This window comes from Bacillus paranthracis (genome assembly GCF_024296885.1).
GTDB classification, from domain to species: domain Bacteria; phylum Bacillota; class Bacilli; order Bacillales; family Bacillaceae_G; genus Bacillus_A; species Bacillus_A paranthracis.
Window position 1 is genome coordinate 4,340,356 of sequence record NZ_CP101135.1, and the last position, 12,833, is coordinate 4,353,188.

Here is a 12,833-nt window from a genome sequence, read left to right on the forward strand (position 1 = left end):
TCATCACTTCCTTATTTTGCGTCGTACCAAGTTGGACCGTAAGAATAATCAACTTTCAACGGAACTGCGAGTTCAATTGCATGCTCCATTACTTCTGGTACAAGCTTCTCTAATTTTTCAATTTCTTCTTTTGGTGCTTCAAATATTAATTCATCGTGTACTTGCAATAGAAGACGCGCTTGTAATCCTTCTTCTTCTAAACGATCTGCCATAATAATCATCGCTTTTTTAATAATATCTGCTGCAGTACCTTGAATTGGTGTATTCATAGCTGTACGCTCAGCAAAGCTACGCAAGTTAAAATTACGACTCGTAATTTCCGGAATGTAACGGCGGCGATTTAATAATGTAGCTACATATCCTTTTTGTTTCGCATCTTTTACGATGTCATCCATGTATTCTTGTACACCAGGGAAACTTTCTAAATACTTTTCAATAAATTCCGCTGCTGCTTTTCTTGTAATTCCTAAGTTTTGTGAAAGACCATAATCACTAATACCATACACAATTCCGAAGTTAACAGCTTTCGCTTGTCGTCTCATATTTGAAGTTACTTCATCTTTTTCAACGCCAAATACATCCATAGCTGTTTTCGTATGAATATCCATGTCATGTTGGAACGCGTCGACTAGCCCTTTATCATTTGCAATATGAGCTAATACACGAAGTTCAATTTGTGAATAATCCGCTGCGTACATAATCCACCCTTCTTCTGATGGAACGAATGCCTGACGAATCTTTCTTCCTTCTTCTAATCGAATCGGGATATTTTGTAAGTTTGGATCCGTTGAACTTAATCGGCCCGTTTGCGTTAATACTTGATTGAAACGAGTATGGATTTTAGATGAATCTTCATGTACAACTTTTAATAAACCTTCAATATAAGTTGAATTTAGTTTCCCTAATTGACGGTAATGTAAAATGTTTGGAATAATTTCATGGTGATCCATCAGCTTGTCTAGTACATCAGCTGACGTAGAATAACCTGTTTTCGTCTTCTTAATAACCGGTAAGTTTAAATTCTCAAACAGAATAACACCAAGCTGCTTCGGTGAATTAATATTAAATTCTGTTCCCGCCAGCTTATAAATTTCCTGTTCCATTTCCTTTAATCTACCTGCAAGTTCTTCTCCCATATTACGAAGACGTTCTGTATCAACTTTTACACCTTTTACTTCCATATCAGCTAATACACGTGCAAGTGGTAATTCTAACTCTGTAAACAGTTCATATTGCTCATTCTTTTCTAACTCTTCAACGAATGTTTGCTTCACATCATATAATACATGCACTTTACGAGCTACATGCTCCGCTACTATCTCTAGCTCTGGAACAGCACGCTTCGCACCTTTTCCGTAAACTTCTTCATCAGATTTCACAGCATGTGTTTCTTTCATTTTCGCTACAGTACGGAAATCTTTATCTGTATCAGCCGGGTCAAGTAAGTAAGCAGCAATTAATAGATCAAAGTCAATCCCTTGCATATCTATACCGTTCCATTTCAGTGCAACGATCGCACGCTTCGCATCAAATGTATACTTTCTCATTTCTCCATCTGCAAGCCACTCTTTAAAAGCATCTGATTTAAGTGCACTATCTGTCTGAATAAAGTAACATCCATTTTCATTTTGAATACCGAAACCTTGAATGTCTGCTTTATGATAATTATCTTCTTGTACTTCAACGATAAGCGCACTATCTTGCTGAAGCATTTCTTCTGTAACTTCTTCCACAATATCAAATGTAATATCATCTAATTCAGCTGGAGCCGTTTCTTCTGGAGTAACACCTAATTTATTTAAAAGAGATGTGAATCCTAAATTCTCGAACATTGGAATGACATCACTTGGCTCATATCCTTTATACTCCATATCATCCACATGCACAGTAATCGGTGCGTCTGTAATAATGGTTGCAAGATCTTTACTCATAAGAGCTTGGTCTTTATTTGCTTCCAGCTTTTCTTTTAATTTCTTCCCGCTTACTTGATCTATATTTTCATACACTTCTTCAACCGTTCCAAACTGTGTTAACAATTTAATCGCAGTTTTTTCACCAACTCCTGGTACACCTGGAATATTATCTGATTGGTCTCCCATTAAACCTTTCATATCGATAATTTGCTTCGGTGATAAGCTGTATTTCTCAAATAAAGCTTCTTTCGTATATTCATCTACTTCCGTAATCCCTTTTCTAGGAATGCATACAAGCGTGTTATCAGAAACAAGTTGAAGTAAATCTTTATCTCCTGAAATAACTTTTACACTAGCTCCTTGTTCACTCGCTTCTTTCGCTAGCGTTCCCATAATGTCATCCGCTTCATAATTTTCTAATTCATAACGCGGTACATTGAATGCATCAAGCATCTCACGAATAAATGGGAATTGCTCTGATAACTCAGGCGGAGTCTTTTGACGTCCTCCTTTATACTCACTATACGTTTTGTGACGGAACGTTGTTTTACCCGCATCAAATGCAACTAACATATGCGTCGGTTTTTCTTCCTCTAATATTCTCATTAACATCATTGTAAAACCGTAAATTGCGTTCGTATGTATACCTTTGTCGTTATTTAAAAGCGGTAGTGCAAAGAAAGCACGATACGCGATATTATTACCATCTACTAATACGACCTTTTTTTCCAAATCAGAAACCTCCCCATACAAATTTGAAATGATTTTTTTCACAGAAAAAAACCGTTTCTTTCCTCTCTCTATATTAACATGACTAATAGAGAGAAGAAAAATAACGGTTATTTTCTTTCATATATAAAACAGACTGATATTGGCATAAAGGGAAGTGACGAGAACAGCTTAACTATTCTCGTCCAAAATTACTCCTTGGATGAAGGGGTTTTCATGTATTATATTAACAGAGCTTTATTAATATTTAATTAAGCCATTGTTAATATATTGTAAACATCCTTCATCCTATTTTTCAGTTGCTGATTTTGGTAAAACAACTGTAAATGTTGTCCCTTCCCCAATTTCACTATCCACTGTAATTGTACCGTGGTGCGCCTCAACTAAATGCTTTACAATCGATAACCCAAGGCCTGTACCACCAGTATTTCTACTTCTCGCTTTATCCACTCGGTAAAAGCGTTCAAAAATACGTGGAATTTCATCTTTACTAATACCAATTCCAGTATCCGACACTTTTATATAAGCATTATATTTATCTTCTACTAATTCTACAGAAACAACGCCTCCAGCCGGTGTATATACGATTGCGTTATTCATTAAATTAATAAAGATTTGCTGCAAACGACTTGGATCTCCAATGACAGAGACACGTTTTAATGCATTTACTTGTAAAGAGATTTCTTTTTCTCCCGCTTTATTATCAAGCACCATATGAATATCTTCAAGAAGTCCCTTCATATCAACGGTACCCATATTCAATTTAAATCCTTGTTGCTCAATCTTTGATAAATCTAATAAATCTTCAATTAATCCTTGCATACGTTCACTTTCTTTTAAAATAATGTGCAAGAAATGTTCGCAGAATTTTTTATTATCCATAGCACCGTCTAAAAGTGTTTCTGAAAAACCTTTAATAGAAGTAATCGGCGTTTTTAGTTCATGAGAAACATTCGCTAAAAAGTCTTTTCTCATTTGTTCTAACTTTTTCAGCTCAGTAATGTCATGGAATACAAGGACAATCCCTTTCCATTCATGGTTCGTCCCGATAATCGGTGCTCCATATACCTCGAAATGCTTTCGCTCAATTCCAAGTGGCAATAACATTTGTTTGCGCACTTTCACTTCTGTCATAAAGATTTCTTCCACAAGTTCTATAATTTCCGGATGATGAAACGACTCATAATATAAACGATCTAAATATTCTTCATCTGTGACGTGGAAAGTTTCCTTATACGAACGGTTTACAAGGTTGATATAACCGCGGCTATCAATTAAAATCATTCCGCTTCCCATATTTTCAATTAACGTATGCAGACGATCTTGTTGCATTTCTTGCTCAAGTGTCATCTCTTGTAAATTACGAGCTAAAATATTAATCGCTTTACTTAACATTCCCGTTTCATCCGAATGACTTTCATAAGCGCGTGCTTTATAATTCCCCTTCGCTAATTCGATGGCAACTTTCGTAACGGACTCAATCGGCCTAATATATTGCCCTGTAATTTTCATACCTAAAAATACGACTACAAGACACGCAATAACAAATCCGATAATTAATAATCCCCACGTTTTTTGATGAACGTCTTTCAAAGGCTCAATTGTGCTCTTCACCAAAATGTATCCTTGTTTCCCTGCTACATCTTGCACGAACACCGCATGGTAAAATTCATTATTTTGATCTGTTTCTTTCGTAATGACTTTATTTCTTTGTTTCGTTGTTTCAGAGGAAAGTTCTTTTATTATCCCTTGGCTAAAAGCAGACGATTCTCCCCCGCTATATTGAACCTTCTTTTTTTCATCTACAAATGCAATTGAAGCCTGAATTTTTTCTTCTAGCTTTTTAAATATATATGGATTTTTTAAAACATCATCAAAACCTTGTTCTTCTGCTAATACCGCAACATACTCTGTCTCTTTTACCATTCTCTCTTTCGCATGATCTATATAATAGTTTTCAAACACGGTTTCCAGCAATAAACCGAGTCCGACTAAAATAAAAACAATAAGAGAAACAAATGTAAAAAGAAGCCTGGAACGAAATTTATTCATCCCCTTTTGGCTCCTCTAATTTATATCCTAAACCACGTATCGTTTTAATGTACGTCGGTTTTTTCGTATTTTGTTCAATTTTATCGCGCAAATGGCTAATATGAACGTCAACAATTCGTGTATCACCAGCGAAATCATAATTCCATACAGCACTTAATAATTGATCACGCGTTAATACGCGACTTTTATTTTTCGCAAGATAAACAAGTAGTTCAAATTCTTTTGGTGTTAATTCAAGCTTTCTTCCTTGGAAATAAGCCTCATAAAACTCCGGTAAAATTTTAAGTTCAGCAATTGTAATGCTCTCTTCATCTGACGATTCTGTAACTTGCTCTTCTTGTTGTAATTTCGTGCGGCGTAAAATTGCCTTCACACGCGCGACAACTTCCCTTGGACTAAATGGCTTCGTCATATAATCATCAGCCCCAAGTTCAAGACCTAGCACCTTATCAAATTCATCATCTTTTGCTGTTAACATTAAAATTGGCGTCATAACGCGCTGCAATCGTAATTCTTTACATACTTCCATACCATCCATTTTTGGAAGCATTAAATCTAATATAATTAAATCTGGACGTTCTGTTGTCGCTTTTTGAAGCGCCATTTCTCCATCCATCGCTGTTATCACTTCAAAACCAGCTTGTTGTAAATTAAATTCGATTAAAGTTAAGATAAACTCCTCATCATCAACTACTAAAATACGATTGTTCATTCTTTTCCTCCAAGTTATAGACTTGAAACCTTCTTCATCCTAGTATTTTCCCCGTTATTCTCATCATACTAGAAAACAAGGTCCCTCTCAATATAATTGTCTATTCATGGATTCGGATTGTGCCATTGTTATTACTCATTCACTTCCATTAACGTGTTGTTATCCATACTTTATACACATCTATATTTTCATTCCATTCTACTTCCGTATGAATATTGAATTCTCGATTTTGCGCTAGAAAAAAAGAAAGAGCATACGCTATTTTATAATCTAGCGTTTCATATCCATCAAATAGTCTTCCATGCATTTCATTCGCAACCCCGTCCGCCCACACTTCAGCTTCTCTTATCGTTTCAAAGATAACGTCTTCTCTCTTCCACTTCATCTTAAAAAACCCCTTTAATTGACTTTAATTATCAATTTATATATTATTAATTTTAATATATAAATAAACACAACAAAGGAGCTATTATGCGAATATTACTACCTATTTTAACTTTAGTAGTAACATGTTTCCTTACTTTTAACGTACCGAGCTGGGATACGATTAAAACGGGGTGTTCAGATTTTGCTGAAGGGTTCAAAGAGGGATTCTTCAACTAAAAATAGCGCTAGCCCCCTTATGAAAGGTATGCTAGCGCCATTCACATTTTCATGTTTTAAAAATTATCTAATGCTTTTTCCATAATAGAGACTGATTTGTAAGGTGGTGTTACTGTTAATGAGCCTTTCACAACAGTATCCCCTTTTTCATCATGAGCAGATACAAGCATATCAATTGTATGTTCCTCCTCAGAAACAGCCACAACTTCAAAGTGGATTTGTAACGTTTCATAATGGTGAACATGCTTCACGAACGTAAGGTCCTTTCTCGTAATATGACTACCTGGACCTGGTAAATATTTCGTAACTGCCGTTGTAATCATTCCAGTTAGCATAATGCTTGGTACAATCGGCTTTTCATACGGAGTTTGGGATGCGTAATCATGCTGAATATATAATGGATTGGCATCATTCGTTAACCCTAAGTACAATAACAAATCTTTATCCTCAATTTTTTCAGTGATAGATAATTTCTCTCCTACTGTAATTTCATCCATTTTACGACCAATTTGAACTTTTTTCTTTAACATGTTACAACCCCCTCCGATTTTTTCACCTTATTATCCTACTAAAAGCGATACTTGATCCGACATTTACTATGATGAGGGCAATGTATAGTATAAATCTACAGTTTCATTATAGGATATTACAAATGATAGCGTTTTCATGTTATTTCAAAAAAACATTTGTATAAATAGTAGAAAAAGATTCGGGGCCCCGAATCTTTTTCTACTTAGATTTAATGATTAAACAAGAACCTTCATAACATTACGTACAGATTCTACAGAGCGATCTAACGCTTCTTTTTCATCTGCAAGAAGTTCTAATTCAATAATTTTTTCAATTCCGTTACCACCTAGAATTACTGGTACCCCTAAGTAAAGGTCACTATAACCGTATTCACCTTCAAGGTACGCAATAGCCGGTAATACACGGCGTTGATCTTTTAAGATTGCTTCTGTCATTTCAACTAAAGAAGCAGCTGGTGCGTAATATGCACTACCGTTTCCTAATAAGCCTACAATCTCGCCGCCACCTTTACGGGTACGTTCTACGATTGCTTCTAAACGCTCTTTCGGAATTAACGTTTCTAACGGAATGCCACCTGCATAAGAATAACGTACAAGAGGTACCATATCGTCACCGTGTCCACCAAGAACAAATCCTGTAATGTCTTTCACAGAAAGATTTAATTCTTGTGCGATGAATGTACGGAAACGAGCTGTATCTAATACGCCCGATTGACCGATAACACGCTCTTTCGGGAATCCAGCTTCTTTAAATACAGAATATGTCATTGCATCAACTGGATTTGTTAACACAACAATAATTGCATTTGGTGAATGTTTTGCAATGTCGCGCGTAATACTTTTCATAATTTTGGAGTTTGTTGCTACTAAATCATCACGGCTCATACCAGGCTTACGCGCAATACCTGCTGTAATCACAACAACGTCAGAATCAGCAGTATCTGCGTAATCAGATGTTCCAATAATGTTAGCATCAAAACCTTGTACTGGGCTCGCTTCTAACATATCTAACGCTTTCCCTTTTGTTGGATTTTCCAGCTGTGGAATGTCCACTAATACAACATCTGCAAGTTCTTTTTGTGCTAATAAGAATGCTGTTGTTGCTCCTGTAAATCCTGCACCGATGACTGAAACTTTCTTGCGTTTGATTGTCATAATTTACCCCCCACTTTAATTATGCGTTTTTGATTATCGCTACATCCATGTTTTTAATAAGTTCATTAGCAAACTCAGAACATTTCACTTCTGTTGCACCTTCCATTAAGCGTGCGAAATCATAAGTTACTACTTTTGAAGCAATTGTCTTCTCAACTGAAGCAGTTACTAATTTCGCAGCTTCGTTCCATCCTAAGTGTTCTAATAATAATACACCAGAAAGAAGAACTGAAGATGGGTTTACTTTATCTAAACCTGCATATTTTGGAGCTGTACCGTGCGTAGCTTCAAAGATAGCATGTCCAGTTACATAGTTAATGTTTGCACCAGGTGCAATACCAATTCCACCTACTTGTGCAGCAAGTGCATCAGAGATGTAGTCACCGTTTAAGTTCATTGTTGCAACAACATCGAACTCACGTGGACGAGTTAAAATTTGTTGTAAGAAGATGTCTGCAATAGAATCTTTTACGATGATTTTTCCAGCCACTTCAGCGTCTGCCATCGCTTTATTCGCTGCATCTTTACCATCTTTCTCAACGATACGATCATATTCAGCCCAAGTAAATACTTTGTCGCCGAATTCTTGTTCCGCTACTTCGTAACCCCAGTTTTTGAAAGCACCTTCTGTAAATTTCATAATGTTTCCTTTATGAACTAATGTAACAGAAGAGCGTTTTTCGTTAATTGCATATTGAATTGCAGCACGAACAAGACGCTTTGTCCCTTCTTCTGAGATTGGTTTAATACCAATACCAGATGTTTCTGGGAAGCGGATTTTATTAACACCCATTGCTTCTTTTAAGAAAGCAAGAACTTTTTCTGCTTCTGGAGATCCTTGCGCATATTCAATTCCAGCATAAATGTCTTCTGTATTTTCACGGAAAATAACCATATCAGTATCTTCCGGACGTTTTACAGGTGAAGGAACACCTTCAAAATAACGAACTGGACGTAGACATACATATAAATCTAATTCTTGACGAAGTGCTACGTTTAGAGAACGAATACCACCGCCAACTGGAGTTGTAAGTGGACCTTTAATCGCGATTAAATATTCACGAATTAAATTTAAAGTTTCTTCTGGTAACCACTCGCCTGTTTGGTTGAATGCTTTTTCCCCTGCAAGCACTTCTTTCCAAACGATTTTCTTCTCACCATCATAAGCTTTTTCAACTGCTGCTTCTAGTACACGAGATGCAGCTGCCCAAATATCAGGACCAATTCCATCTCCTTCGATAAATGGAATAATCGGATTGTTTGGTACATTCATAACACCATTAGTTACAGTAATTTTTTCACCTGTCGTCAATGTGATAACCCCCATGTTTGAAATTTCATATGTATGAAACTGAGGGAATAACCCCTCAGTTCAAACCGTTAGTCAAATTAAAATATTCTAATCATTACATCTTTCCGAAAAAATCAGACTTTTGAAAGCGTATTTTCACTATCAAAATAGTGTTATTCGCTTATCGTTGTGCAATTGGAACATACACTTGATGTGTTGGTCCATTATAATCAGCACGCGGACGGATTAAACGGTTATTTTCATATTGTTCTAGAATATGAGCTAACCAGCCTGACATACGGCTAATTGCAAAAATAGGTGTAAATAAGTCATGGTCAATTCCTAAACAATGGTATACAGAAGCTGAATAGAAATCAACATTTGGTGGAAGACCTTTTTCTTTTGTTACAATGTCTTCAATTTTGATAGACATATTATACCATTTCTCTTCTCCTAAAAGCACGCATAATCTCTTAGACATTTCGCGTAAATGTTTTGCACGCGGATCACCCTGCTCATATACACGGTGGCCAAAGCCCATGATTTTCACTTTATTTTGAAGAGCATTATGAATATATGATTCTACATTTTCTTCTTCGCCAATTTCAGTTAACATCTTCATTACATTTTCATTTGCCCCACCGTGAAGAGGACCTTTTAACGCACCGATTGCTGCTGTAATGCCAGAATATACATCTGAAAGTGTAGCTACACAAACGCGTGCAGTAAATGTAGAAGCGTTTAACTCATGATCTGCGTGAAGTACAAGCGCCTTATCAAAAGCTTCAATTTCAACTTCATTTGGCTCGCGATCATTTAACATGTACAAGAAGTTTGCAGCTAATGATAAATCATTTCTAGGCTCAACAACATCTAAACCTTTACGGATTCTTGCATAAGCAGCAACTAAAGTACCCACTTGAGCCTGTAATTTAACCGCTTTCAAATAATTGGACTTTTCATCCATAATTTCAGCGCTCTCATCGTATAATGATAGCATGGAAATTGCAGTTCGTAAAACAGACATCGGATGTGCGATTTTTAAATCTACTTGTTTCAAATATGCTAAAATCTCACCTGGAACTTTATAGTATTCCGATACAATCTCATTAAATTTCGCTAGTTCTTGCTCGTTAGGAAGCTTGCGATGCCATAATAAGTACACTACTTCTTCAAATGTAGCATTCTCAGCTAAATCATCAATATTATACCCAACATAAGTTAATGTATCATCAATAATAGAGCTCACAGATGATGTTGTTGCTACTACCCCTTCTAAACCTCGAATAACAGTCATGACATTCTCTCCTTTTCCTGAAAATTCTCCCAACCTTGCTCCTTATATCTATTTGCTCCCCTTTTGAATTATGAACGCCCGTTCACTCTTTAGGCAAGCAAAATGCACGATCATGCAAATTTGTTGCGATGTTCCCCTCTTATTGTCCATTGTCTACATGGAAAGCATGAGCGTGAATGTCTCCCCGAATCCTCACGCTCAAAACAACAAGTTAGTGAGGAAAATGAATTCCGAAGAGTTTTATGATAAAAACAACATAAAACAATATCATTATAAAATTGTTTTATGTTGTTTTTATTTTATCTGGTGTAAAGTCTCTGCTGTTATGTAACTTTTCAAAGTTTCTAATCCTATTATAAACAATTATCTGACTTTTGTGAACAGAAAGAATTCAAAAATTTTATATTACTATAAAATTCCTTATTTAAACATCTGTATAATACTCATTACTGCATAGGCAATTCCAGACCCAATTAATGGACCTACAGCGACCCCATTAAATAAAGCAACTGCTATAATTGTCCCGAAAACGAGCGCAGTTGTAATATGAGGATCTGTCGTTAATAATTGTACGCCACCTTTTGCTAACAGAGCAACTGCTACCCCTGAAGCTAAAGCAATCCATGCATAATACGATTTCGCTGCTTCTCCAAGTTGCTTAAACCCTATTTCCCCCGTCGCAATCGGTACGAGTACTGCTATTGTAATAACCGTAACACCGAGGTTAATCCCTTTCGTTTGTAGATAAGGAAAGACTTTATCCCCTAGAAATGTAAATTTTAATAGAAATAACACACCAATAGCTACAGTAAGCGATTGGTTTTTCGCAATAAGCCCTATAATAAGTAGTATGAATAAAAATAACGTTGACTGACTAATCATGTTTGCACTTCCTTTCTGAAAATAATGAACTCATTTCCAAACAAAAATACCTTTAAACCTATCGTTATACATGCTATATCGATGCCTATTCAACATGAATCACTTCATTTTTTTACGCATTTTAAAATGACAAACTGAGACTTTCACCATCAAAATGCAAGCATGTATACATTTTAAAAAACGGGCGTCTCTCCTTTCTTTTCTAATTAGAAACAGGTAAAATAAAAAGAAGAGAAAATGAAGTTTTTACCATATAGTAGAAGCATCAACACCAAGCTTTCACAGTCACTCACATACTGAAAAAGCAGGAAAATCCATCATTCCACTATAACATAAAGTGAAACTTTAATCAGTGGGGCACACTCGTTATAAGTTGAACGAATTAGGATAATCCAAATTGGAATGGGAGGTATACATCTTTGAATCGAAACTTACTATATATGATATTGCGACTCGTATTTGTCATTGTAGCGACGGTAGCCGGGTTCTATGCATTACTATATATGTCAGGACTTATCTATCCTTTTATTATCGCTTTCGCATTTGCTTATTTAATTAATCCTGTCGTCAATTTCCTGAATCAAAAACTACAATTTCCTCGCGCACTCGCAGTACTCGTTAGCTTAATTCTCGTATTTGGAGCTATCGTCGGACTCGTTACATATCTTGTAACAGAAGCAATATCTGCCACAACATACTTACTACAACTTGTTACAGTAAAATTTCCGGATATCGTTGCATTCGCTCAGCAGTTTGCACTTAATCATATTATGCCTCTCTACGATGATTTAATCTCTAAATTTAATCATCTTGGGGAACCGCAGCGCTATACGATTACACAAAACATTCAAAACTTAGGAACCGAAGCAACGACGCAAATGAAAGAACTTTTAACCGCTATTATAAGCGGGTTAACAAATTTTATTAGTGCACTACCAACTACTTTAACTGTACTTGTATTCGTTTTATTAGCCACTTTCTTCATTAGTTACGATTGGCATCGTCTTGCTCAGAAAGTAAGAAAGTTTTTGCCCAACCGTGTTCATGGCTATGGAAAAACTATTTTTGTGGATTTAAGAAAAGCTTTATTCGGTTTTGTTAAAGCGCAACTTACACTCGTATCTATGACAACTGTTATTGTACTAATCGGACTTTTAATATTACGCGTACCATACGCCATTACTATCGCGATTATTACAGGGGTTGTAGATTTACTCCCGTATTTAGGAACAGGAGCTGTCTTCGTTCCTTGGGTTATATACGTATTTTTCACTGGCGACACTGCTTTCGCCATCGGTCTTCTCATTTTATACATCGTCGTGATTGTCCAAAGACAAATTATGGAGCCGAAGGTACTTTCATCTAATATCGGCCTTGATCCATTAGCAACACTGATTGCTCTATTTGTCGGCTTTAAGCTCTTTGGCTTCTTAGGATTAATCATCGGTCCAGTCACCTTAGTACTACTTAATACATTACACAAAGCTCGTGTATTCCATGATTTATGGAAATATATTAAAGGCTCACCTTCAAAATAATAGTTTCTAATTCATACACAACCAAAAACTTACATGTAATCAGTGGGAAATTCCCACTGATTATTCCTTGTACTTATTTTTCATACTCATTACATAAAACAAGAGAATTGCACTCAAAAAAGATAATTCTC

General features: G+C 36.0%; 11 protein-coding genes. 2 read left to right on the plus strand and 9 right to left on the minus strand.

What is annotated here, in order from left to right:
* Positions 1 to 11: 11 nt before the first annotated feature.
* From polA to NLJ82_RS22450, 4 genes are all read right to left on the minus strand, one after another.
* On the minus strand, positions 12 to 2,645 hold the full coding sequence (gene polA, locus NLJ82_RS22435; protein ID WP_000412816.1) for a DNA polymerase I: 2,634 nt from the start codon (positions 2,643 to 2,645) through the stop codon (positions 12 to 14).
* Between the two features lie 285 nt (positions 2,646 to 2,930).
* Positions 2,931 to 4,694 carry a sensory box histidine kinase PhoR gene (gene phoR / locus NLJ82_RS22440; protein ID WP_001032121.1) on the minus strand — a complete coding sequence of 588 codons (1,764 nt, stop codon included), beginning with the start codon at positions 4,692 to 4,694 and terminating at the stop codon, positions 2,931 to 2,933.
* Positions 4,687 to 5,406 (minus strand): two-component system response regulator PhoP, encoded by a 720-nt coding sequence (gene phoP, locus NLJ82_RS22445; protein ID WP_001065225.1) that lies wholly within the window; start codon positions 5,404 to 5,406, stop codon positions 4,687 to 4,689. The genes phoR and phoP overlap by 8 nt, the downstream gene beginning before the upstream one ends.
* 148 nt (positions 5,407 to 5,554) lie before the next feature.
* Positions 5,555 to 5,791, minus strand: a complete 237-nt coding sequence (locus NLJ82_RS22450) for a hypothetical protein (protein ID WP_000871418.1) — start codon at positions 5,789 to 5,791, stop codon at positions 5,555 to 5,557.
* A gap of 86 nt (positions 5,792 to 5,877) precedes the next feature.
* On the opposite strand from NLJ82_RS22450, the gene NLJ82_RS28695 reads away from it, so the two are divergent.
* Complete coding sequence (locus NLJ82_RS28695) at positions 5,878 to 6,009, plus strand: hypothetical protein (RefSeq protein ID WP_001993614.1); 132 nt, start codon at positions 5,878 to 5,880, stop codon at positions 6,007 to 6,009.
* Between the two features lie 56 nt (positions 6,010 to 6,065).
* Here the strand turns inward: NLJ82_RS28695 and NLJ82_RS22455 are convergent, their stop codons facing one another.
* The 5 genes from NLJ82_RS22455 to NLJ82_RS22475 form a co-directional block, all read right to left on the minus strand.
* The gene (locus NLJ82_RS22455; protein WP_000914178.1) at positions 6,066 to 6,539 is read right to left on the minus strand and encodes a MaoC family dehydratase; all 474 of its coding nucleotides are present in this window, start codon (positions 6,537 to 6,539) and stop codon (positions 6,066 to 6,068) included.
* A 216-nt stretch (positions 6,540 to 6,755) separates the two neighbouring features.
* Positions 6,756 to 7,694 carry a malate dehydrogenase gene (gene mdh, locus NLJ82_RS22460; RefSeq protein ID WP_000153232.1) on the minus strand — a complete coding sequence of 313 codons (939 nt, stop codon included), beginning with the start codon at positions 7,692 to 7,694 and terminating at the stop codon, positions 6,756 to 6,758.
* 19 nt (positions 7,695 to 7,713) lie between these two features.
* Entirely contained in the window at positions 7,714 to 9,006 is a 1,293-nt protein-coding gene (gene icd / locus NLJ82_RS22465; protein ID WP_000206898.1) for an NADP-dependent isocitrate dehydrogenase, read from the minus strand.
* A 160-nt stretch (positions 9,007 to 9,166) separates the two neighbouring features.
* The gene (gene citZ / locus NLJ82_RS22470; RefSeq protein ID WP_000503660.1) at positions 9,167 to 10,315 is read right to left on the minus strand and encodes a citrate synthase; all 1,149 of its coding nucleotides are present in this window, start codon (positions 10,313 to 10,315) and stop codon (positions 9,167 to 9,169) included.
* Between the two features lie 387 nt (positions 10,316 to 10,702).
* Positions 10,703 to 11,164 (minus strand): DUF441 domain-containing protein, encoded by a 462-nt coding sequence (locus tag NLJ82_RS22475; RefSeq protein ID WP_000625508.1) that lies wholly within the window; start codon positions 11,162 to 11,164, stop codon positions 10,703 to 10,705.
* A gap of 419 nt (positions 11,165 to 11,583) precedes the next feature.
* Here NLJ82_RS22475 and ytvI point away from each other — a divergent pair, with 419 nt between their 5' ends.
* Positions 11,584 to 12,702, plus strand: coding sequence for a sporulation integral membrane protein YtvI (ytvI, locus tag NLJ82_RS22480; RefSeq protein ID WP_001081397.1), 1,119 nt, complete (start codon positions 11,584 to 11,586; stop codon positions 12,700 to 12,702).
* The last annotated feature ends 131 nt before the right edge of the window (positions 12,703 to 12,833 follow it).